Here is a 22,197-nt window from a genome sequence, read left to right as displayed (position 1 = left end):
GACACCCACGAGGTCTGGATGATCACCACCGCCCTGCGGGACGCCCTGCGCGCCCGCGGCACCGAGACCGCCCTGCTCTGCCACACCGGCGCCGGGGCCCGCGCCCACCTGGAAGGACTGCCGCTCGCCCCGGCGGACGCGGTCGTGGACCTGGACGCCCGCGTCCTGGGCGAGCCCCTGGAGCTGCGCAACCTCTGGGAGCGCGACAGCGGCCCCGAGGCCGGGCTGGTCGCGGTCGTCGCCGCGACCCCCGCCGACCTGCACCGCTCCCTGGCCGCCGCGGCCGACCTGCCGCGCGCGGTCCAGGTGGTGGTCGCGATCGTGGACACCCCCGGCCACCAGGAGCCGCCGCTGCCCGCGTCCCCCGGCATGGGCCAGTGGCGCGAACTCCAGGAGGTGCGGGTGCGCCGGGCCGGCCGCCGCGGATGGCTGTGCGAGCTGTTCTTCCCCAACGGGGTGGAGACCCCGCAGGTGCTGGACGCGGTCTGGTCGGGCACCCGGGGGCGGCGCCGGGGGCCGGCGATCTCGCCGCTGGCCGCGCTGTCGGGCCCCGAGGCCGCGCTGTGGCGGCCCGGCGACACTGGCGCCCGCGGCGTGGAGGCGGCCGGGCCGGTGCCGCTGCGCCGGGTCACCCCGGTCGGCGACCTGGCCCTGCGGGTGGGGGAGGGCGCCCCGCCGGAATGGACGGACGAGGCGGTCCCGGTGCTGGACCGGCGCACCACCGGCGCCGACGCCTGGGAGCGGATCGCGGCGCCGGGCGGCGCCCGGGTGCACGAGAACGCGGGGCCGTCGGACATCGCCCCCATCGACGAGCTCTCCGTCAACCCGGTCGGGTTCTCCAAGGACGCCTCCGGACCGATGGGCGACCTCACCGTCCATGGAGACCGCGCCGTCGTCCGCCAGGGCAAGAAGGATCTGGCCGTCGTCGCCCCGGACGGCACCGTCACCGACGTGGACCTGTCCCGGATCCGGCACCTGCGCGGCGTCCGCGTGGACTGGTCCGGGCACACCGGCCCCACCGCCGCCGTGCGCGCCGTCGCCTCGCTGGCGGCCGGCGGGGTCCCGCTCGTCTCCGGTCCGCCGCCCGCCTGGGCGGCCGCGCTCGGCGCGCCGCTGGCCGACCTGGTCACCGCCGCCGACGCCGAGGAGCTGGCCGACCCGCTGCGGCGGGAGGAGTACAGCGTCCGCCTGCGCCGCACCGCCCTGCGCCTGCACGGGTCGCGCTCCCGGTGGCGGGACCTGGGCGCGCAGGCCGGGGTGCCCGTGCCCCCCGCGCCCACGGTGTCCGTGATCCTGTGCACCCGCCGCCCGGAGATGGTCGGGTTCGCCCTCGCCCAGATCGCCCGCCAGCGCGGGGTGGACGTCGAACTCGTCCTCACCCTGCACGGCTTCCCCGCCTCCCTGCCCGAGGTGGCCGCCGCCATCGCCGAGTACGAGGCCACGGGGCGGCCCCTGGTCCTGTGCGAGGCCCCCGCCGACAAGATCTTCGGCTCGGTGCTCAACGACGCGGTCGCCCGCACCTCCGGGACCCTCGTGTCCAAGTGGGACGACGACGACTGGTACGGCCCCGACCACCTCGCCGACCTCGTCCTGGCCCGCACCTACTCCGGTGCCGAGCTCCTCGGCGTCGGGCAGGACTTCGTCTACCTCCAGGAGGTCGACCTGACCCTCTGGCGGGAGGGCCGGTCCGAATCCTCCAGCCGGTTCATCGCCGGGGGCACCATTCTCACGGACCGGGCGGTCCTGGAGGAGGCCGGCGGCTTCCGGCCGGTGCCCCGCTCCATCGACACCCAACTCCTCATCGCCGTCATGCGCGGCGGCGGCCGCATCTACCGCGGCCACGGGCTGGGGTACGTGCTCCGCCGCACCGGCGGCGGCCACACCTGGTCCGAGGACATGGCCTTCTTCCTGCGCAACCGCATCCAACAGTGGTTCGGCTGGCGTCCGAGCGCCCTCCTGGAGGGGGAGCCCGAGCCCTTCGGCCGACCCGTCACCGAGTACACGGGGGGACTCCGTTGACCACTCTGGAAACCGGCCGGGAGCCGGCCGCCGAAACCGCACCGAGAACCCTGCCGCGGGGGGAGGCGGACTTCTCCGGCCAGCCGCGCCTGGTGCGCAACGACTACGCGCCGCTCACCCCGGCCCCGCTGGGCGCGTGGACGCCGACCCTGTCGGTCAGCGTCGTGATCCCCTCCCACGGGCACCCCGAGAAGCTGGCGTTCGTGCTGGCCGCCCTGGCGGGCCAGAGCTACCCGGCGCACCTCATGGAGGTGGTCGTGGTGGACGACGGCTCCCCGGAGCCGCTGGTGCTGCCGCCGGTGCGCCCGGAGAACACCCGGCTGATCACCTCCGCCCCCGGCGGCTGGGGGTCGGCCCACGCCTTCCACACCGGCGTGGCGGCCTCCTCCGGGCAGGTGATCCTGCGGCTGGACGCCGACATGCTGGTGTACCGCGAGCACGTGGAGTCGCAGATGCGCTGGCACCACCTCGTGGACTACGGGGTGGCCATGGGGCACAAGCTGTTCGTGGACTTCGACCCCGGCGCGATGACCCCCGAGCACGTGCGCGACGAGGTCGCCGCGGGGCGGGCGGAGAAGCTGTTCGACCGCGAGGGCGCCGACACGCACTGGGTCGAGAAGATCATCGACGGCAGCAACGTGCTGCGGACCGCGGCCCACCAGGCCTACCGGGTGTTCACGGGGGCGACCGGCTCGCTGCACCGGACCCTGTTCGACGCCGCGGGCGGCATGGACGCGGAGATGGTGCTGGGCGGCGACACCGAGTTCGCCTACCGGGTGTCCCAGCAGGGCGCGGTGTTCATCCCCGACCTGGAGACCAGCAGCTGGCACCTGGGGCGCTCCCAGATGCAGACCCGCCGGGACGCGGGGATGCGCTACCGCACCCCGTACGTGTCCAACCGGGTCCCCGACTTCCGGCTGCGCCGCAAGAACCCGGACCGGTCCTGGGAGGTGCCCTACGTCGACGCGGTCATCGACGTCCGCGGCCGCACCCTGGAGGACGCGGAGGCGACCGCCGCCGCCCTGCTCAACGGGACCACGCCCGACCTGCGCCTGTGGCTGGTGGGGCCGTGGGGGGAGCTGACCGACGGGCGGCGCTCCCCGCTGGACGAGGAGCTGCTGGACCTGCGGCTGATCGGCGAGTCGTTCCGGGGCGACCCCCGGGTGCGGCTGGTCGAGGAGGCCCCGGAGCCCGACCCGCGGGTCACGTTCGTGCTGCACGCCCCGGCGGGGACGAAGCTGACGGACACGGCCGTGGCCGACATGGCGGAGCTGGCCGACAAGGAGCGCGCGGGCCTGCTGTGCGCCCCGCCGCCCGGAGCCACGCGCGCCGAGGACGGGGTGCTGCGCCTGGAGCGCCGGGCGGCCTTCGCCCGGGTCCGGCACCTGTCCCCGGACGCGGACGGCGCGGCGGTGGACCGGGCGGTGGAGGAGCTCTACGGCGCCCACTGGCTGTCGGGGGAGGCCTTCACGGTCCCCGAGCCCGAGCCGGGTGCCCCGGCGCGCAGGAACGAGAGCCCGGAGGCGCTGCGCCGCAAGCTGGAGCAGGCGCAGGCGGAGGTCGAGAAGCTGCGGGCCCGCGCCCGCCGCGCGGAGCGCAAGCTGCGCTGGTTCACGCCGGGCGTGGGCCGCAGGGTCCTCCGCAAGATCGTCCGCTGAGCAGGGGGCCGCCCTCCGGGGCGGCCCCTCTCCGCTCGGCGGAATCCCCTCCGTCCGTCACGCCGTCGATCCGGCGTCGGTCAGCGGTTTCCAGGGGTAGGCGCGGAGTACGAGGGACGTGGTGACGGGGCCGTAACGGGCGAGCGCGTCGACGACCTCCTCCAGCCGCCCCGCCTGAGGGCAGTAGACGTCGAAGATGAGGCAGTCCTCCCCGGTGACCCTGAGGGTGGAGGCGATCTCGGGGGTCCGGGAGGCGAAGTCCAGGGCGTGTGAGAGCCGGGCGTGCGTGGCGCGCAGCCGGATGACCGCGTGGATGTTCAGGCCGAGGGCCGCCGGGTCGACCACCGCCCGGTAGCCGGTGATGACGCCTCTCCTCTCCAGCCTCTGGATGCGCGCACTGGCCGCGGGCTGGGAGAGCCCGACCCGGCGCCCCACCTCCGCGCCGCTCAGCCGGCCGTCGGTCTGGAGCAGGGCGAGGATGTCCTGGTCCAGCCGGTCGAGTGATTCCATCGTCGTCCGCACCGTTTCCTTTGAGATCGCTCGGGTCGCCACCACCGCCCTGATACATCCAGCAGAATCTGCTCCGGGCACTCCCCGGATCGCGGGGAGCGGCGAGTGAAAGGGCGGGCAGTGGTCGCGTACGTCATCATCCCGGGTATCGGCGGCTCGGACGGGCGGCACTGGCAGACCCTGTGGGAACGGGACTGGGGCGCCTCGGCGGTGAGGATCTCCCCGGACTCGTGGTCCGCCCCCGATCTGGACGACTGGGTCGGCGCCGTCCAGGAGGCCTACGAGGAGGCCTCCGGCCGGGACGGCCGCGTCGTGCTGGTGGCCCACAGCCTGGGCTGCTGGGCCGCGTCCGCCTGGCTGGACGGGAACCCCTCGAGTCCGACGGCCGGTGCGTTCCTGGTCGCACCGCCCGACCCGCGCGGTCCGGCGTTCCCGCGCCGGGCGGCCGCGTCCTTCGTCGAGGTGTCGGCCCGGCCGCTGCCGTGCCCGGCCCTGGTGGTGGGCGGCACCGACGACCCGTACTGCTCCCTCGAGGCGGCCGCCGGGTTCGCGGAGCGGTGGGAGGCGCGGTGGCACCCGGCGGGCGCGCGCGGGCACATCAACTCCGACAGCGGCCTGGGCCCGTGGCTGCACGGCCGTGAGCTCCTGGACTCGCTGACCCGGCGGTGATCGGGCACCGCATGGAGCGTAGGGCCACCGGGTACGCCCCCGCGGTCCCCTTCCGGACAGGGAGGTCCGTCCGCCGGCGCGCGCCGGCGCGCCGAGGACGGAACCGGTGGGCGCGGGCGGAGCCCTCCGGCCGGCGCGCGCCGACGTGCCTGGGGGTCGCCTTTCGGGGTGGCTTTTTTGGGGGTTTCGGGTGGCTCCTGAGCAGTGGTTATGACAACACGCGCACGGTAGGGCACTAAAAGTTACAAGCGTGTCTAGTATGAGGCCTCGTGGTCGGTTAGTGCCGGCTCTTTGTCGCCGAGACGATCGAGGTCGCCCGATGATCACCTCCGCCGTCCGCCAGGCCCTGCGCACACGCGGGGACGAGCCCGCCGTGCTGTGCCTCATCGGGGACCTGGGCCCCGACCGGGCCGAGCTCGCCTCGCTGCGCCTGAGAGCGAACGATCTGCGGATCGACCTCGACGCGTACGGCATGGGCCGCCCGGTGGAGGTGCCGGGCGTGGGCGGCGAGGGGGAGTCCGCCTCGACCGGCCTCACCGTCGTCGTGGCGGGCGGCCTCACGGACCTGCGGCGGGCCGTCACCGTGGCCACGCAGCTGCCGCCGACCGCCCACCTGCTCGTGGTCGTGCGGCACGTCCCCGCCCACCTGGGGCCGCTGGTGCCCGCGCCGCCCACCATCGACGAGTGGAACGACCTCCACGAGCTGCGCGTCCGCCGCTTCGACCACCGCGGCTGGGCCTGTGAGCTGTGCTTCCCCAGCGGCGTCTCCGTCGCCGAGGCCCTGGCCGCGGTGGTGCACGGTGCGCGCGGACGCAGGCGCGGGCCCGGCATCGGGGTCCTGGGCGGGCTGCACGGCACCGACGCCGCGCTGTGGCGCCCCGGCGACGTGGCCGCCCGGGGTGTGAGCGCCACCGGGCCGGTGGCGATCGACCGGGTCACGCCGGTCTCCGACGTGGTGCTGCGCCTGGACGACGGGGAGGGCCTGCCGTTCTGGGAGGACGTGGAGGTCCCCGTCGTGGACCGCCCCGCCCCCGTCGCCGCGGTTCCCGAGGCTCGGGTGTACGCGGGCGACCCCGTCACCCGGGTCGCCCCCATCGACGACCGGTTCGTCAACCCGATGGGGTTCACCAAGAAGACCAAGGGCCCGCTGGGCGAGTTCGCCGAGGCCGACGGCCGCCTGGTGATCCGCGACGAGACCGGTGTCCTGGTGCGCCCCGCCCTGGACGGGACCGTCACCGAGAACGACCTGGAGCGCATCCGCCACCTGCGCGGCGTGCGCGTCTCCTGGCCCGCCCGCGGCGACGCCTCGGCGGTGCGCGCCATCGCCTCGCTGGCCGCCGGCGGTGTCCCGATCGCCGGCGATCCCGCCCCCGCCTGGGCCGCCGGGCTGGGCGCGGACCTGATCGACCTGATCCCCTCGGTCGGCGAGGACGTGTTCACCGACGCCCTGCGGAGGGAGGAGCACAGCATCCGCCTCCGGCGCGCCGCCCTGCGCACCCACGGGGTGCGCACCCGGTGGCGGTCCCTGGCCGCCGAGGCCGGGCTGCCGGTCCCGCCGGACACCCGGGTGTCGGTGGTGCTGTGCACCCGCCGCCCCGACCTGGTCGGGTTCGCCCTGGCCCAGATCGCCCGCCAGCGCCACGTCCGCTTCGAGACCGTGCTGGCCCTGCACGGCTTCCCCGCCGGGCTGGTGACCGCCGAGATCGCGCGGTTCTGGGCGACCGGGATCCCGCTGGTGGTCCACGAGGCCGACGGGGGCACGGTGTTCGGCGCCGTCATGAACGAGGCCGTCGACCGCGCCTCCGGGACGGTCATCGCCAAGTGGGACGACGACGACTGGTACGGCCCCGAGCACCTGTCGGACCTCATGCTGGCCCGCACCTACTCGGGTGCCGACGTGGTCGGCATCAGCCAGAACTTCACCTACCTGGAGGAGCTGGACCTGACCGTGTGGCGCGGCTACCGGTCGGAGGTGCCCAGCCCCGCGATCGTCGGCAGCACCATCCTCGCCGACCGGGTCGTCATCGAGGACGTGGGCGGCTTCCGCCCCCGCCCCCGCGCCATCGATAGCCAGTTCCTGCTCGCCGTCACCCGGTCCGGCGGCCGCGTCTACCGCACGCACGGGTTCGGCTACCTCCTGCGCCGGGCGGGCGGCGGCCACACCTGGAACGTGGACCTGGGCTACTTCCTGCGCAACCACACCGAGCAGTGGATCGGTCGGCGCCCCAGCGCCCTGCTGGAGGGGGAGCCCGCCTCCTTCGGCGACCGCGCCCACACCGAGCAGCACACGGGGGGACACGTTGAGCACTTCTGAGAGCATCCCGCGCCAGCACGGACCGCGGCCCGTGGTGGACTTCGCCGACCAGCCGCGCGTGCGCAGAAACGAGTACGGACTCCTCGACCCGCCGGAGCTGGGCGGGTGGGAGCCGAGCCTGACGGTCTCGGTGGTCGTCCCGGCGCACGGCCACCCCGAGAAGCTGGCCCTGGTGCTGGCGTCGCTGGCCGGGCAGAGCTACCCCGCGCACCTGACGGAGGTGGTCGTGGTGGACGACGGCTCCCCGGAGCCGCTGGAGCTGCCGCCGGTGCGCCCGGAGAACACCCGGCTGATCACCTCCGCCGCCGGGGCGTGGGGCTCCGGGCACGCGGTCAACACCGGTGTCGCGGCCTCCTCCGGGCAGGTGGTCCTGCGGCTGGACGCCGACATGCTGGTGTACCGCGAGCACATCGAGGCGCAGATGCGCTGGCACCACCTGGTCGACTACGCCGTGGTGCTGGGCCACAAGCTGTTCGTGGACTTCGACCCGTCGATGACGGCGGGCGCCCTGGCCCCGGAGCGGGTGCGCGAGGAGGTGAGCGCCGGGCGGGCCGGGACGCTGTTCGACCGGGAGGCCGCCGAACCGCACTGGGTCGCGGAGTTCATCGGGCACTCCGAGGGGCTGCGCACCGCCGGGTACGGCGCCTTCAAGGTGTACGTCGGGGCCACCGGCTCGCTGCACCGCGGCCTGTTCGAGGAGGCCGGGGGCATGGACCCGGACCTGGTCCTGGGCGGCGACAGCGAGTTCGGCCACCGGCTGGCCGAGCGGGGGGCCCTGTTCGTCCCCGACGACGAGGCGGACTCCTGGCACCTGGGCCGGTCCCAGATGCAGGACAGGCGCAGCGCGGGTATGCGCTTCCGCGCACCCTACGTCGCCAACCGGGTGCCCGACTTCCACCTGCGCAACAAGGGCCCCGCCCGGGTGTGGGAGGTGCCCCGGGCCGAGGTGGTCGTGGACGCGGCGGGCCGCACCCTGGAGGAGGTCGACGCCACCGTCGCCCCGCTGCTGGCCGGCACCGCGCCCGACGTGCGGGTGTGGCTGACCGGGCCGTGGGAGGAGCTGTCGGAGGGGCGCCGTTCGCCGCTGGCGGAGGAGCTGCTGGACCTGCGGCTGATCCGCGAGACCTACCGGGCCGACCTGCGCGTGCGGTGCGTGGAGGAGGTGCCCGCCCCCGACGGCCGGGTGCCGTTCCGCCTCCACGTGCCCACCGGGGTGCGCCCGCTGCCGGGCATGGTCGCCGACCTGGTCCGGCTGGCCGACCGCAAGTCGGCCGGGCTGGTGTGCGCCCCCGTGCCCGGCGCGCTGCGGGCCGGCGACGGGGTGCTGCGCCTGGAGCGCTCCGCGGCCTTCGCCCGGGCCCGCCACCTGTCGCCCAAGGCGGAGGGCACGGGCCTGGACCGGGTGGTGGAGGAGACGGGCGGCCTGCAGTGGACGTCCGCGAACCGGTACGTGGAGGTCCCCGAGGACGCCGAGGCCACCTGGGGCACCGTGCGCGCGGAGCCGGCCGCGGAGCCCGAGCCGACCCCGGTCGAGCTGCGTGCGGAGCTGCGCCGGGCCCACCGGGAGATCGACCGGCTGCGCCGCCGGGCCGAGCGGACCGAGCGCAAGCTGCGCTGGTTCACCCCGGGGCTGGGCCGCCGACTGCTGCGCCGCATCGCCCGCTGAGCGGGGGAGCGGAAGAGGGGCGCCGGGGGCATCCCCGGCGCCCTTCGCGCGTGCGGGGGCGGCGCCAGGGCGCCTGGAGCGTCGGGCCCCTCGGGCGTCAGGGCATCTGGAGCGTCAGGGCACCCAGAGGCCGAGGGACTCGGCGACCAGGGCCGGGCCCTCCTGGCTTTCGATCTCCACCGTGTGCCTGGTGGTGACCAGGTACCCCTTGGCGTTCTCCTGCACCGAGAGGACCTCCACCCCGTCGCGCAGCCGCGAGCCGACGGTGACGGGCTGGAGGAAGCGCACCTTGTTCAGGCCGTAGTTGATGGACATCGACGGCTTCTTCTCGATCCGGATGACCGACTGCGAGAAGTGCGCGAGCAGGGACAGGGTGAGGAACCCGTGCGCGATCGTCCGCCCGAAGGGGCCCGCGGCGGCCTTCTCCTCGTCGACGTGGATCCACTGGTGGTCCTCGGTCGCGTCCGCGAACCGGGTGATCCGTTCCTGGTCGACGGTGATCCAGTCGGTGTACCCCAGGTGCTCGCCCTGGGCGGCGATCACCTCGTCGATATCGGCGAAAACGCGCACCACGCCTCCACAGTCCTCGGTCGGATGGTGCGGCAACTCTACCTAACAGTGTTCGGTTATGGGAGGGGTCAACGTCCCCGGACCGCCGTGCGGGTCCCCGACGCGTCCACCAGCAGCGCCTCGGCGGTCCGCTCGGCCACCGCCGGCCGGTCCACGCCGTGGCCCAGCCCGCTCTCGGCCAGGGGGACCGCCACGACGCCCTCGTGCGCGCGCACCGGCGGCGCCACCAGGCCGTCGCGCCCCCGGTGCCCCGCCCCGGGCATCTCCACGGGCAGCGAGGCGCCCGCCAGCGAGGCCAGCGCCACCGTCGCGGCCCGGCCCACGCCGGTCGCCGCCGACGACCCGCACCAGACCTTCCACCCGGCGTCGACGGCCAGGTCGACCGCCCGCCGGGCCGGGGTCAGCCCGCCCAGCCGGGACACGTCCACGTTCACGGCGCTCCCCGCCTCGGCGCCCACCGCCCGCTCCAGGTCCGCCAGGGAGCGCAGCGGCCGGCCCAGCGCCACCGGGGTGCGCAGCTCGGCCGCCGCCCGGGCGTACGCGCCCAGGTCGTCGGCGGGGAAGGGGTCCTCGATCGCCAGCAGCTCCAGCGAGTCCAGCGCCCGCAGCGCCTCCAGGTGCCCCTCCTCCTCGGAGTAGCGGCCGCCCGCGTCGACCTGGAGCACGAGGAACGGGAACCGGGACCGCACCGCATGCACCACCTCGGTGTCCCAGCCCGGCGCGACCTCCAGCCGGACACGCCGGAAACCCGCGCCCACCTGGCGGTTGACCTCGGTGAACAGCGTCTCCACGCTCACCGTCCGGGGCACCGTCACCCCCGCCGTGAGCGCCGTGCGCTCCCCGCCCAGGGCGTGCGCCAGGGGGGTGCCGCGCTGGCGGCTCCACAGGTCCCAGCAGGCCGTGTCCAGAGCGCCGGCCAGCGCCGGGTCCCAGGGCAGGTCCGCCCAGGCCTTGCCCGCCTGGGTGGGGCGCGCCCACCCGTGGTCCAGCAGCGCCGGGGCGTACGCCGAACGCAGCGCCGCCCACTGGTCGGGGGTCGCCCAGGGCACCTCGCCCCAGCCGCTGACGCCTTCGCCGTCGGCGACGCGCACCAGCACGGGACCGTCCCCGTCGTCGCGCCGCCCCCGGCCCCGGGGCCGCAGCCGGATCAGTTCGAGTTCGACGATCCGGGTCGCGGTCGTCGAGCCGGTGTGTCCCACGCTGTCCCACCTCGGTCCTCGTGGGCCCGTCTCGGTCCTTCCGGCCCGCGGCCGGACACGGGCTCCGTCCTTCCTCGACGGTACCCGCGCCCGCCCCGGCCGACCACCCCGAGCCGCACGGACCTGCCCGAACGTCCCCGCGCCGTGGGCCCTTCCGGGCCCGCGGGCCCGGACCCGCGGCCGGGGAGGCGGGGCCCTAGACCAGCACCTCGCCCAGGGGGCGGTGCTTGAGGCCGTGGGCCTCGGCCACCGGCGCGGAGACGACCTCGCCCGCGTAGGTGTTCAGGCCGCCCGCCAGCGCGGCGTCCTCGGCCAGCGCCCGCCGCCAGCCCTTGTCGGCCAGCGCCGCCGCGTACCGCAGCGTGTCCTTGGTCAGCGCGTGCGTGGAGGTGTTGGGCACCGCGCCCGGCATGTTCGCCACGCAGTAGAAGACCGTGTCGTGCACCCGGAAGGTCGGGTCGTCGTGGGTGGTGGGACGGGAGTCCTCGAAGCAGCCGCCCTGGTCGATGGCGATGTCCACCAGCACCGCGCCCGGGCGCATCCGGGACACCAGCTCGTTGGAGACCAGCTTGGGCGCCCTGGCGCCCGGCACCAGCACCGCGCCGATGACCATGTCCGACTCCAGGACCGACAGCTCCAGCTCGAAGGCGTTGGACACCACCGTCTTGACCCGGCCCCGGTACAGGGCGTCGACGTGGCGCAGCTTGTCGACGTTGAGGTCCAGCACCGTGACGTCGGCGCCCATGCCCACCGCGATCTGGGTGGCGTTGAGGCCGGACACGCCGGCGCCGATCACCGTCACGCGGGCCGGGCGCACACCCGGGACGCCGCCCATGAGGACGCCGCGGCCGCCGTTGGGCCGCTGGAGGGTGACCGAGCCGACCTGCGGGGCCAGCCGGCCGGCGACCTCCGACATCGGGGCCAGCAGCGGCAGGGAGCCGTCCGGCAGCTGCACGGTCTCGTACGCGATGCCGGTCACGCCGCGGTCCAGCAGGGCGTCGGTGCACTCGCGGGAGGCCGCCAGGTGCAGGTAGGTGAAGAGGGTCTGGCCCTCGCGCATCCGGTGGTACTCGGCGGCGACGGGCTCCTTGACCTTCAGGATCAGGTCGCCCTCGGCCCACACCTCGTCCGCGGTGTCGAGGATGCGGGCGCCCGCCGCCTCGAACTCCTCGTTCGTGATGGAGGAGCCCAGGCCCGCGTCGCGTTCGACGGACACCTCGTGTCCGCGGCGGGTCAGTTCGTGAACTCCGGCCGGGGTGATGGCCACACGGTACTCGTGGTTCTTGATCTCACGGGGCACGCCGACGCGCACGGTTCCTCCTGGATATCTCCGTTGATACCCCCACTGTCACCGGTGAAGGCACAGCCACACCATCGCCAACCTGACAGCGTGTCGGCGATCTTGTTGACAGGGTGTCAAGCCCAGGTGTGGGGCGGGCCACTGTCGCCCGAGGGCGCGCGCATCCCCGCGACCCAGACCGGGCCGACCTCTCCGACCAGACCCCTACCCGCGTAGGGGCTCCGATCCACGCCCGGGACCGATACCGGCCGTTCCGGGGCGAACGCCACCAGGTCCGCGTCGCAGCCCGGGGCGATGCGCCCCTTGCCCGCCAGCCCCAGCAGCTCCGCGGGCGCCGCCGCCGTCCACCGGGACAGCAGGTCCAGGCCCGCGCCGCGGCGCCGCGCCGCCGTCCACAGCGCGGACAGGCTCCACCGGAGCGTGTACAGCCCGTGCGCGGGCAGGTGCCCGGAGGACACCGTCGTGATCGCCGAGCCCGGTTCCAGCAGGGCGCTCCACAGCGCCTTGCGGTTGGCGTCCGAGCGCAGCGGCGGGCGGCAGGCGTGCGCGGGCGACTCCGGGTCCAGCACCTCCGCGGGCAGGCAGAGGTAGTGCGGACAGGTCTGCGCGCTCAGCCCCACCCCGATCGACCCGGCCGCCGACAGCAGCGCCGCGCACTCCGCGGCGGTGAACGGCACCACGTGCGTGCGGGTCCCCACCGACCGCGCCGCCGAGATCACCCGCTCCAGCCCCCGGCGCTCGGCCCGCGGCGGGCGCTGCTCCGCCGTCAGCGGCGGGGTGCCCAGCTCGCGGGCGTCCTCGGCGTGCACCAGCAGGACCGCGTCCAGCGCCGCCAGCTCCGCCATGGCCTTGCGGAGCCAGGCGTCGTCCAGCGCGGCCATGTCCGGGGCGCCCCCGTCCGACAGCGAGCACTGGAACGCCACCGCGCCCGCCGCCCGCAGGTCCGCCAGGTCCAGGGAGCCGCTGCCCGAGGTGACCCCGCCCAGGAAGTACAGCCCCACCGGCGACCCGGCCGCCGCCCGGCGCTGCGCCTGGAGGTCGTCGGCGCAGATCACCGCGGGGCGCGCCGGGGCGGGGGAGACCACCAGCGTCGTGACCCCGCCGCGCAGCGCCGCGGCGCCCGCCTCCCGGTAGCAGTCCGCCGCCTCCAGACCCGGGTCGTACACCCCCGTGCCCAGGTCCACCGCTCCCGGCAGCAGGGCGGTGTCGCCCAGGTCGACCTCCTCGCGGGCCGACCAGCGGGCCCCCGGGCCGGCCACCGCCTCGATCCGGCCGTCCCGGACGCCGACCGCGGCCGGGGCGACCCCCTCGGGCGTGACCACCCGCCTGGACCGGATCACGGTCTCGAAATCGGTCATCGCTTCTTCCCCTTCAGATGTGTGCGACGGCAGGGACGCGAGAGGCGGTGCGGAGAGGGACCGCACACGGACGACGAGGAAGACGAGGAAGCGGAGGACCTGCGTCTCGACCGGGAGCACCGAGAGTATCGCGAAGAACACGCAAGGGAGGGGCGAACACCACTTCCCGCCGCGGCCCCGGCACAGCCGGAATCCTCGCCCCACCCCCGACCGGCACCCCGTAGCGGACGGTTTACCCTGGAGTGCGCCGAGCCGCCCCCGACGGCATCCCCCCTGTGAACGACCTCGACGACGGAAGTGGCACGTGGCTCCTCCCGCAAAGATCACCCAGTCCCCGGACCGCACCGGGGCGCCCCGCACGTCCACGACGGCGGTCCTGGCGGCGGTGGCCGCCCTGCTGTGCCTGGCCGGGCTGAGCATCACCCTGGTCCTGGGCGGCGCCGCGTTCCCCGAGATCATCCCCGGCCTGCCCGACGCGGGCGACGCCGTGCGCTGGGGCCTGCCCCTGTCCAAGGCGGTCATGGACGCCGCGGCCGTCCTCACCGTCGGGACGCTGCTGCTGGCCGTCGTCCTGCTGCCCTCGGACAAGGGACGGCTGTCCCGCCAGGCCACCGGCTACGTGCAGGCCGCCACCTGGAGCGCCCTGGCCTGGGCCGCGGGCGCCGTGGCCACCCTGTACTTCCAGGCGTCGGAGTTCCTGGCCCGGCCGCTGGGACAGGTCAGCGTCGACGAGGTCACCGCCTACGCCGGATCGGTCTCCGGCGGCATCGCGCTGATGTTCGTCATCCTGCTCACCACGGGCATCCTGCTGTTCGGCCGCACCGTCACCGGCGCGACCGGGGCCCTGTGGCTGCTGATCCTCTCCCTGGTCGCCCTCACACCGCCCGCGCTGACCGGCCACTCCGCCTCCTCCGGGTCGCACGAGCTGGCCGTCACCGGCCTGGCCATGCACGTCGTCACGATCAGCGTGTGGACCGGCGGCCTGGCCCTGCTCACCTACCACGCGATGCGCGCGAACGGCGATGCCGTCGAGATCGCGGCCGCCCGGTTCAGCCGCCTGGCCCTGTGGGCCTACATCGGCGTGGCGATCAGCGGCCTGGCCAGCGCCCTGGCCCGGATCGAGTCGTTCGACGCCCTGGTGCGCACCGAGTACGGGCTGATCATCGTCGTCAAGGCCGTGCTGTTCGCCGTCCTGGGGGCGTTCGGGTACCTGCACCGCGAGTTCGCCCTCAAGGGGGCGGGCGGCGCCGCCGGGGAGCCGGCCCGGCCCGCCTACCGGCGCCTGCTGTTCCTGCGCATCGCCGCGGTCGAGGTCCTCGTCATGGCGCTCGTCATCGGCGTCTCCGTCGGCCTGGGCCGCACCGCGCCGCCCCCGCCGCTGGACAGCCGGGTGGACCCGGCCGCGCTCATCCTCGGCTTCCCCGTCCCCCCGCCCATGGACCTGGTCAACCTGCTCACCCTGTGGCGGCCGGACCTGTTCTTCATCATGCTCGTGGTCGTCGCCGGGGGCCTGTACGCCGCCGGGGTCACCCGCCTGCTGCGCCGCGGCGACTCCTGGCCGGTCGGGCGGACCGTCGCCTTCGCGGCGGGCCTGCTCACCATCGTGGTCGCGCACCTCAGCGGGTACGCCACCTACGCGATGGTGCTGTTCTCCGCGCACATGATCCAGCACATGGTGCTGTCGATGCTCACGCCGATCCTGCTGGTGCTGGGCGCGCCGGTCACCCTGGCGCTGCGGGCGCTGCGCCCGGCGAAGCGGCGCGGCGACCGGGGTCCGCGCGAATGGCTCAACCTGTTCCTGAACAGCCGGTTCTCCAAGGTGGTCACGCACCCGGCGGTGGCCACGCCGCTGTTCGTGTTCAGCCCCTACGCGCTGTACTTCACCCCGCTGTTCCCGACGCTGATGAACGACCACCTCGGCCACCTGTTCATGGGCGTGCACTTCCTGCTCACGGGGTTCCTCTTCTACTGGGTGATCGTCGGGGTCGACCCGGCGCCCCGCAAGATGCCCTACCTGCTGCGCATCCTGCTCCTGCTGCTGGCCATGGGCTTCCACGCGTTCTTCGGCATCTCGATCATGATGCAGACGGCGCCCATCGCCATGGACTTCTACGGCCAGTTCGACGTCCCGTGGGTCGACGACCTGGCCGAGGACCAGTACGCGGGCGGCGGCGTGGCCTGGGCGCTGGGCGAGATCCCGACGCTGCTGGTCATGCTGGCGCTGGTGGTGCAGTGGTCCCGCGACGACGAGAAGCAGGAGCGCCGCCGGGAGCGGCACGCCCGCCGCGACGGCTCCGAGGACGCCGACCTGGACGCCTACAACGCCTACCTGGCCGAACTCGACCGCCGGAACAAGGCGATGTCGGGCGCCGAGGCTCCGACCGAGGCCCCGGCCGAGGCGCCCGCCGGGGAGCCGGCGGAGAAGAGGGCCGACGAGGCCTGAGGCCGCACGCGAGGGCCCGCGGACCGTCCGGTCCGCGGGCCCCTCTGCGCAGAACCCTGGCGCCGGGGGCGGCGATGGTGTCTGATCGGGGCATGCGAAGGATGCGCTTCGGCGTCAACATCATCGACGCGGACACCGCCCGGACCTGGACCGACACCTGCCGCACCGTCGAGGAGCGAGGCTACGACCTGCTGCTGGCCCCCGACCACCTGGACACCGGCGGGCCGTTCACCCTGCTGGGCGCCGCCGCCGCGGCCACCGAACGGCTGCGCCTGGGGACCTACGTGCTCAACAACGAGTTCTGGAACACCGCCCTGCTGGCCCGGGAGGCCGTCACCCTGGACCGGCTCTCCGGCGGCCGCTTCGAGCTCGGCCTGGGCGCCGGCCACATGAAGTGGGAGTTCGAGGACGCCGGGATCCCCTGGCGCGCGCACGCGGAGCGACTGGCGGACCTGGCCGCCGCCGTGGACGGGCTGGACGCCCGGCTGGGGGAGGACCGCCCGCCGCTGCTCATCGGCGGGCACGGCGCGGCCACCCTGGCCCTGGCCGCCGAACGCGCCGACATCGTCGGCGTCGCCGGCCTCACCCAGCGCAAGGGGGCCCGCATGGGCGTCTTCCGGGTCGGGGGCGCCGAGGAGACCGACGAGCGGGTCGCGCTGGTGCGCGAGCGCGCCGCGGGGCGCGACATCGAGCTCAGCGTCCTCCTCCAGCACGTCGAGGTGACCGACGACGTCGAGAAGAGCGCCGCCGCCCTGGTGAAGCTGGTGTGGCCGGGCGTCGTCCCCGACCACGAACCGCTCTGGGAGAACCCCTACCTGCTCATGGGCACCCCGCAGGAGATGGCGGACGCCCTGGTCCGGCGCCGGGACCGCTACGGCTTCACACATGTGGTGGCGCTGGGCGGGCGGGGCGACGACGCCCTCGCCGAGGTCATCCCGCTGGTCCGCGCCCGCGAGGCCGCCGAGGGCCGCTGAAACGGACGGGGCCCGCGGACCGGACGGTCCGCGGGCCCCGGGGTCGCAGGGGTTCAGGCGAACAGGGCGGCCAGGCCGGCGGTGACCAGGCCCAGGGCCAGGCACAGCACCAGGCCGATGGCGAACACCGGCAGCGAGGGCCGCAGCACCGTCCCGGCGCTGCCCTGGCGCCTGGCGACCAGCGGCGACAGGCCGATGTTGACCGCGGCGGCGATCGCCGCCACACAGGCGGCCACCGCGAACGCCCGCCAGAAGCCCGCCCCCGACGCCAGCACGTTGATCGCGGCCAGCGTCGGCACCGCCACCAGCAGCGCCAGGGCGGCGGCCGCGAAGCCCCGTTGGACCCCGGGCGAGACCCCGCCCGCGCGGCCCGAGGCCACCAGGAGCAGACCGACCAGGGCCGCCATCATGATGGCGCCCACGATTCCGAACACAGCGATGTCCACCAGCGAATTCACGCTGGTCATTCTCCCACCGGTCGGCCGGACCCCGTCCCCGGGATGCTCCTACCGGAGTCAGCCGGCGTGCCGGATGTGGGACCCGGCGGCGGTCTTGACCACCTGGAGCCGCCCGGTGATGCGGTGGCGCAGGTCGGCGACGTGGCTGACCACGCCGACGGCGCGGCCGCCGTCGCGCAGCCGGTCCAGCACGTCCATGACCTCCTCCAGGGTGTCCTCGTCCAGGGTGCCGAACCCCTCGTCCACGAACAGGGTGTCGATGTCGGCCCCGCCGGCCTCCGCGCTCGCCACGTCGCCCAGCCCCAGGGCCAGCGCCAGCGAGCTGAAGAACGTCTCGCCGCCCGACAGGGTGGCCGGGTCGCGTTCGGCGCCGGTCCAGGCGTCCACCACCCGGATGCCCAGCCCGCCGGCCTTCTGGGCCCGGCCGTCGCTGACGGTCTTGTCCACGGTGTAGCGCAGCTCGTAGCGCCCGTCGGACATGGTGTACAGCCGGTCGTTGGCGGCCGCCACCACCTGCTCCAGCCGTGCCGCCAGCACGTACGCGGACAGGCGTACCCCGTCGGTGTTGTCCTTGGCCGTCCCGGCGGTCAGCGCCCGCATCCCCTCGGCGATCCGGTACCGGCGCAGCACCGGGCCGCAGTCGTCCAGCCGCGAACGCAGCTCCGCGCGCAGGGCCGCCAGCCGGTCCGCGCGCTGGCGCCACAGCCCGCGCAGGGTCACCGCCCGCTCGGCGGCCAGGGCGGCCTCGTCGGCGGCGGCCTTGAGCGCGGACAGGTCCGGGGGCGGCAGGTCGGCGACGGCGGCCAGCTCGGGGTCCTCCAGCGCCGCACGGACCGCCGCCAGGGCGTCGTCGTGCAGGCGGGCCTGGGACCGCAGCTCCCGGCGCTCGCGCTCGTCCAGGGCGGCCGAGCGGGCCGCGGCCCCGTCGGCGAACCCGGCCCCGGCCAGCGCCTCGGCCAGGGCCGCCTCGGCCGTGTCCAGCTCGCCCGCGGCCCGCCCGTGCTCCTCCACGGCCGCGGCGGCCTCCGCCAGCAGCTCGGCCTCGGCGTGCAGGTCCTGCACCCGGGCGTCGAGGTCGACGTCCTCCCCGCCCAGCGCCTCGTGCAGGGCGGCCGCCAGGCGGTCGCACTCCTCGACCGCGCCGTCGCGGTGGGCGGCGGTCTCCGACCGCTGCCGGGCCTGCTCGGCCTCGTGGGCCCGGGTCCGCTCCAGGCGGTCGGCGAGCCCCTCCAGCTCCTCCTCCGTCCGCCGCGCCTCGTCGACGGCGGCGCGGGCCTCGTCACGCTGCCGGGTCAGCTCGGCCACCTCGGCGGCGGCCGTGCCGGGGTCGCGCCCCTCGGCGCGCTCCAGCGCGGTGGCGGCCCGCTCGCGCAGCGCGGCCACTCGCTCCTGGGCGGCGGACCGGCGCTGGGCGGCCTCGTCCGCCGCGGCCTGGGCCGCGCGCTCCTCCCCGGCGGTGACCAGGGAGCCGGTGGCGGCCAGGGCCGGGGCCGGGTGCTCGGCGGAACCGCACACGGCGCACGGCTCCCCCTCCGCCAGCCCCAGGGCCAGCTCGGCGGCCATGTGGGTGATCCGCCGTTCGCGCAGGGACAGCACGTGCTCGCGGGCGGCCTGGGCGGCGTCCACGGCCTCGCGGTGCGCGGCCTCGGCCCGGTCCAGCTCGGCGGACAGCCGGCCGTGCTCGGCGACGGCGTCGCGGCGCTGCGCGGCGGCGGCCAGCGCCGCCTCGGCCGCCTCCACCCGCCCCGCCCGGCCCTGCGCCTCGCCCAGGCGCCCGCGCAGGTCCGCGATGGCGGCGGGCAGGTCGGCCAGGTGCGTGCGCGCCCGCTCCAGGGTCTCGTCGATCCTGGCCAGGTGCCGGTCGAACCGGGCGATCGCCTCACGCCGCTCCCGCAGCCGCCGCGCGTCCGCGCGCAGGCGCTCGGCCCGGGCCAGGGAGTCCCGGCACCCGCGTTCGGCGGCGCGCAGCTCCGGCGCGCCCGCCGCGGACGCGAACGCCGCGGGCAGCAGGGACCGGGCCTGGTCCCGGACCAGAGCGGCTTTGGCCAGGGCGGTGCGCCGGGCGTCGCGTTCGCCGAGCAGCGGGAGCACGGCGGCGGCCCGCTCGGCGGCGGCCAGCCCGGCCTCGACCCGGGCGCGCCACTCCGCCTGCTCCAGCAGCTCGTCCAGCCCGGCCCGGGCACGGGCCAGCCGGGTGCGCCGCCGGTCCAGGGCCTGCGCCTCGGCCAGGGCGCGGGCGGCCTCCTCCCGGGCCCCGGCCACGGAGTCCACCACCGGGGCGACCTCGTCGGCCACGGCCGCGGTCAGCGCCGCCAGCTCGCTCGCCCAGGCCCACAGCTCCTCGGTGTCCTCCGGGGCGGTGGAGCGGCCGGTCTCGGCGATGCGCCCGGCGCTCTCGCGGACCCTCAGGTCGGCGGCCTCCACCTTCCGGCGCAGCCGGGTCGCGTGTTCGGCGAACCAGTCCTCCAGCTCCCGGAACACGCCGGTGTTGAAGATCCGCTCCAGCGAGGCGCGCCGGTCCTTGGCGGAGGCGCGCAGGAAGCGGGAGAACTCCCCCTGGGGGAGCAGGACGATCTGGCAGAACTGGTCCAGGGTGAGCCCCACCAGGTCGCCGATGAACTGCCCGGCCTCGTCCGGGCGGGTGGTCACGCCCTCCCAGCGCTCGCCGGCGAGCTCCTCGACGACGACCTTCTGGTTCTCCACCAGGGTGCCCGAGCCCCGCTTCTTGGGCCGCTCCCAGCGCGGGAACCGGGTGACGCGGACGCGGCGGCCGCGCACCGTGCACTCCAGGCGCACCTCGGGGCGGCGGTCCAGGGGCGCGTGGTGGCTCTTGTAGGAGTCGTCCTTGCCGCGGGCCCCGGGCAGGGAGCCGTACAGGGCGAAGCAGACGGCGTCCAGCACCGAGGTCTTGCCCGCCCCGGTGGGCCCGTGGATCAGGAACAGCCCGTTGGCGCCGAGCCGGTCGAAGTCCACGGTCTCGGTGCCCGCGAACGGCCCGAAGGCCCGGACGGTCAGGGTGTGCAGGCGCATCAGCGCAGTCCTTCCCGGAGTCGGACCTCTTCGACGGCGGCCTCGACCAGGGCCGTCTCCTCGGGGGTGGCGGGGACGCCGCGCGCCCACTCCACGAAGTCGCCGATCACCGCGCGCTCGGCCCGTCCCGCCACCGGTGCGGCCACCGGCCGGGTGGCGGGCGCGCCGCCCTCGGGGGCGAACTCCAGCACCAGCGTGTGCGGGAACCGCTCGCGCAGCCGGTCCATCGGCTGGGCGGGGCGGCGGGGGTCGGTGAGGGTGATCTGGAGCCAGTGGCCGGTGTACCGCTCCCAGCGGGGGTCGCCGAGCAGGTCGTCGATGCGGCCGCGGATCCGCGCCAGCGGCCGGGGCACGGGGGCGTCGACGAACTCGACCCCGCCCAGGCCGTCGGCGTCCAGGTCCACCAGCCAGTACCCCTTGCGGTGGTGCTCCTCGGAGAAGGAGTAGGCCAGCGGGGTACCGGAGTAGCGGACCGCGGGGGTGAGGGTCTGGCGCCCGTGCAGGTGGCCCAGGGCGGTGTAGTCGACGCCGGCGTACACGGAGGCGGGCACGTGCGAGGCACCGCCCACGGAGATGTCGCGTTCGCTGTCGGAGGGCTCGCCGCCCGCGACGAAGGCGTGCGAGAGCACCACGGAGCGGGTGCCGGGCCGCCGGGCCAGGTCGGCGCGGACCAGGTCCATGGCGTGCCCCAGGACCGCCGGGTGCCCGCGCTCGTCCAGCCCCCAGTGGTGGCGGGCGATCTCCGGCTCCAGGTAGGGGATGCCGTAGAACGCGACGGGCCCGTGCCGGTCCTCGATGAGCACCGGTTCGCCGATGCCGTCCAGCGTGCCGCGCAGGTGGATCCCGGAGGCGTCGATGAGCCCGGAGGCGAACGACAGCCGGGCCGTGGAGTCGTGGTTGCCCGCGATGAGGACGGCCCGCGCGCCGGTGTCCCGGATGCCCCCCAGCGCCCGGTCGAAGAGGCGCACGGCGTCCACCGGCGGCAGGGCCCGGTCGTAGAGGTCGCCCGCCACGAGCACGACGTCGACCGCCCGCTCCCGGACGGTGTCGACGAGGTGGTCGAGGAAGGCGGCCTGGGCGTCGAGGAGGTTCTCCCGGTGGAAGGAGCGGCCCAGGTGCCAGTCGGAGGTGTGCAGCAACCGCATGGAACCGGACACTATCGAAGGGGCGACGGTTCCGGGTGGGGAAACCGTCGCCCGGGGAGGCGATACCGCGCACAGCCGTACGGATGGTACGGACGGCGCCGCGCCGCCCGGTGCCTTCTTTCCGAACGCTCCCCTGTGCCGCCGCGGGTTCGCGAGGTCCCCGCCCTCCAGGGGCGCCGGGCACGAACCGGAGCGGAGGCTCAGAAGAACACGGCTCAGTTCTTGCGGGCCAGGGTCAGGCCGTCGCCGATGGGCAGCAGGACCTGGGTGACCCGGTCGTCGGCGACCAGGCGGGCGTTGAAGTCGCGGATGCCCTGGACGCGCGCCGTCGTGTCGGCGCCGTCGACCACACGGCCGTGGGAGAGCGTGTTGTCGGCCAGCAGGATCCCGCCGGCGCGCATGCGCGGGACGAGCTCCTCCCAGTAGTCGACGTAGCCCTCCTTGTCCGCGTCGATGAAGGCCAGGTCGAACCGGGCCTCGGCGGGCAGGGAGCGCAGGGTCTCCAGCGCCGGGCCCAGCCGGAGGGTGATCCGGTCGGCGACCCCGGCCCGCTCCCAGTAGCGGCGGGCGACGGAGGTCCACTCGTCGCTGACGTCCAGGGCCAGCAGCGTGCCGTCCTCGGGCAGGCCGCGGGCCAGGCAGATCGACGAGTAGCCGGTGAAGGTGCCGATCTCCACGGCGTCACGGGCGCCGGAGATCCGGGTGAGCAGGGTGGTGAACGTGCCCTGCTCGGGCCCGATCTGCATCCCCTTGCTCTCGGGGAACAGGCGGGCGGTCTCCTCGACCAGGTCGGCCAGCACGCCGTCGACCGGAGTGCCCTGTGCGACGAGGTATTCGTACAGTTCCGGGGTGAGGCTCTCTGTGGTTCGTGTCACGGCGCCCAC

General features: G+C 75.4%; 16 protein-coding genes. 7 read left to right on the top strand and 9 right to left on the bottom strand.

Annotated features, from left to right (window positions below; all coding sequences use genetic code 11):
• The first annotated feature begins 18 nt into the window (after nt 1-18).
• Entirely contained in the window at nt 19-2,019 is a 2,001-nt protein-coding gene (locus K1J57_RS01655) for a glycosyltransferase family 2 protein (RefSeq protein ID WP_220562724.1), read from the top strand.
• Nucleotides 2,016-3,677 carry a glycosyltransferase family 2 protein gene (locus K1J57_RS01650; RefSeq protein WP_220562723.1) on the top strand — a complete coding sequence of 554 codons (1,662 nt, stop codon included), beginning with the start codon at nt 2,016-2,018 and terminating at the stop codon, nt 3,675-3,677. The genes K1J57_RS01655 and K1J57_RS01650 overlap by 4 nt, the downstream gene beginning before the upstream one ends.
• A gap of 57 nt (nt 3,678-3,734) precedes the next feature.
• Here K1J57_RS01650 and K1J57_RS01645 read toward each other — a convergent pair whose 3' ends face one another.
• On the bottom strand, nt 3,735-4,187 hold the full coding sequence (locus K1J57_RS01645) for an Lrp/AsnC family transcriptional regulator (RefSeq protein ID WP_220562722.1): 453 nt from the start codon (nt 4,185-4,187) through the stop codon (nt 3,735-3,737).
• Between the two features lie 105 nt (nt 4,188-4,292).
• Here K1J57_RS01645 and K1J57_RS01640 point away from each other — a divergent pair, with 105 nt between their 5' ends.
• The 3 genes from K1J57_RS01640 to K1J57_RS01630 all read left to right on the top strand — a co-directional run bounded on the left by K1J57_RS01640 (nt 4,293) and on the right by K1J57_RS01630 (nt 8,836).
• A complete protein-coding gene (locus K1J57_RS01640) occupies nt 4,293-4,856 on the top strand; it encodes an alpha/beta hydrolase (RefSeq protein WP_220562721.1) in 564 nt (187 codons plus the stop codon).
• Between the two features lie 319 nt (nt 4,857-5,175).
• Nucleotides 5,176-7,170, top strand: a complete 1,995-nt coding sequence (locus K1J57_RS01635) for a glycosyltransferase (protein ID WP_220562720.1) — start codon at nt 5,176-5,178, stop codon at nt 7,168-7,170.
• Nucleotides 7,157-8,836 carry a glycosyltransferase family 2 protein gene (locus tag K1J57_RS01630; protein ID WP_220562719.1) on the top strand — a complete coding sequence of 560 codons (1,680 nt, stop codon included), beginning with the start codon at nt 7,157-7,159 and terminating at the stop codon, nt 8,834-8,836. Before K1J57_RS01635 ends, K1J57_RS01630 begins: the two co-directional genes overlap by 14 nt.
• Before the next feature lie 114 nt (nt 8,837-8,950).
• On the opposite strand, the gene K1J57_RS01625 is transcribed toward K1J57_RS01630, so the two are convergent.
• The 4 genes from K1J57_RS01625 to K1J57_RS01610 form a co-directional block, all read right to left on the bottom strand.
• Nucleotides 8,951-9,406, bottom strand: coding sequence for a MaoC family dehydratase (locus K1J57_RS01625; RefSeq protein ID WP_220562718.1), 456 nt, complete (start codon nt 9,404-9,406; stop codon nt 8,951-8,953).
• 68 nt (nt 9,407-9,474) lie between these two features.
• Nucleotides 9,475-10,605 carry an enolase C-terminal domain-like protein gene (locus K1J57_RS01620; RefSeq protein ID WP_220562717.1) on the bottom strand — a complete coding sequence of 377 codons (1,131 nt, stop codon included), beginning with the start codon at nt 10,603-10,605 and terminating at the stop codon, nt 9,475-9,477.
• A gap of 196 nt (nt 10,606-10,801) precedes the next feature.
• Complete coding sequence (gene ald / locus K1J57_RS01615) at nt 10,802-11,917, bottom strand: alanine dehydrogenase (protein ID WP_220562716.1); 1,116 nt, start codon at nt 11,915-11,917, stop codon at nt 10,802-10,804.
• Nucleotides 11,918-12,021: 104 nt separating this feature from the next.
• Nucleotides 12,022-13,263: an amidohydrolase family protein gene (locus K1J57_RS01610; protein ID WP_220562715.1), complete on the bottom strand. Its 1,242-nt coding sequence runs from the start codon at nt 13,261-13,263 to the stop codon at nt 12,022-12,024.
• Nucleotides 13,264-13,567: 304 nt separating this feature from the next.
• Between K1J57_RS01610 and K1J57_RS01605 the strand changes: the two genes are divergently transcribed.
• Both K1J57_RS01605 and K1J57_RS01600 read left to right on the top strand, forming a co-directional pair.
• Complete coding sequence (locus K1J57_RS01605; protein WP_220562714.1) at nt 13,568-15,706, top strand: cytochrome c oxidase assembly protein; 2,139 nt, start codon at nt 13,568-13,570, stop codon at nt 15,704-15,706.
• 92 nt (nt 15,707-15,798) lie between these two features.
• A complete protein-coding gene (locus K1J57_RS01600; RefSeq protein ID WP_220562713.1) occupies nt 15,799-16,680 on the top strand; it encodes a TIGR03621 family F420-dependent LLM class oxidoreductase in 882 nt (293 codons plus the stop codon).
• Between the two features lie 53 nt (nt 16,681-16,733).
• Here K1J57_RS01600 and K1J57_RS01595 read toward each other — a convergent pair whose 3' ends face one another.
• From K1J57_RS01595 to K1J57_RS01580, 4 genes are all read right to left on the bottom strand, one after another.
• The gene (locus K1J57_RS01595) at nt 16,734-17,147 is read right to left on the bottom strand and encodes a hypothetical protein (protein WP_220562712.1); all 414 of its coding nucleotides are present in this window, start codon (nt 17,145-17,147) and stop codon (nt 16,734-16,736) included.
• A gap of 48 nt (nt 17,148-17,195) precedes the next feature.
• Nucleotides 17,196-20,168, bottom strand: a complete 2,973-nt coding sequence (locus K1J57_RS01590; protein WP_220562711.1) for an AAA family ATPase — start codon at nt 20,166-20,168, stop codon at nt 17,196-17,198.
• Complete coding sequence (locus K1J57_RS01585) at nt 20,168-21,313, bottom strand: exonuclease SbcCD subunit D (protein WP_220562710.1); 1,146 nt, start codon at nt 21,311-21,313, stop codon at nt 20,168-20,170. The genes K1J57_RS01590 and K1J57_RS01585 overlap by 1 nt, the downstream gene beginning before the upstream one ends.
• Before the next feature lie 215 nt (nt 21,314-21,528).
• Nucleotides 21,529-22,188, bottom strand: a complete 660-nt coding sequence (locus K1J57_RS01580; RefSeq protein ID WP_220562709.1) for an O-methyltransferase — start codon at nt 22,186-22,188, stop codon at nt 21,529-21,531.
• Nucleotides 22,189-22,197: the final 9 nt, after the last annotated feature.

It is taken from the genome of Nocardiopsis sp. MT53 (assembly GCF_019598965.1).
Classification (GTDB): Bacteria; Actinomycetota; Actinomycetes; order Streptosporangiales; family Streptosporangiaceae; genus Nocardiopsis; species Nocardiopsis changdeensis.
This window is presented reverse-complemented; position numbering and strand designations above follow the sequence as displayed.

What these genes read in the sequence shown, in the direction of transcription:
- K1J57_RS01655 (WP_220562724.1), top strand. Translation starts at nt 19, where the DNA reads ATGATCACCACCGCCCTGCGGGACGCCCTGCGCGCCCGCGGCACCGAG.
- K1J57_RS01645 (WP_220562722.1), bottom strand. Translation starts at nt 4,187, where the DNA reads ATGGAATCACTCGACCGGCTGGACCAGGACATCCTCGCCCTGCTCCAG.
- K1J57_RS01635 (WP_220562720.1), top strand. Translation starts at nt 5,176, where the DNA reads ATGATCACCTCCGCCGTCCGCCAGGCCCTGCGCACACGCGGGGACGAG.
- K1J57_RS01610 (WP_220562715.1), bottom strand. Translation starts at nt 13,263, where the DNA reads ATGACCGATTTCGAGACCGTGATCCGGTCCAGGCGGGTGGTCACGCCC.
- K1J57_RS01600 (WP_220562713.1), top strand. Translation starts at nt 15,799, where the DNA reads ATGCGAAGGATGCGCTTCGGCGTCAACATCATCGACGCGGACACCGCC.
- K1J57_RS01595 (WP_220562712.1), bottom strand. Translation starts at nt 17,147, where the DNA reads ATGACCAGCGTGAATTCGCTGGTGGACATCGCTGTGTTCGGAATCGTG.
- K1J57_RS01590 (WP_220562711.1), bottom strand. Translation starts at nt 20,168, where the DNA reads ATGCGCCTGCACACCCTGACCGTCCGGGCCTTCGGGCCGTTCGCGGGC.
- K1J57_RS01585 (WP_220562710.1), bottom strand. Translation starts at nt 21,313, where the DNA reads ATGCGGTTGCTGCACACCTCCGACTGGCACCTGGGCCGCTCCTTCCAC.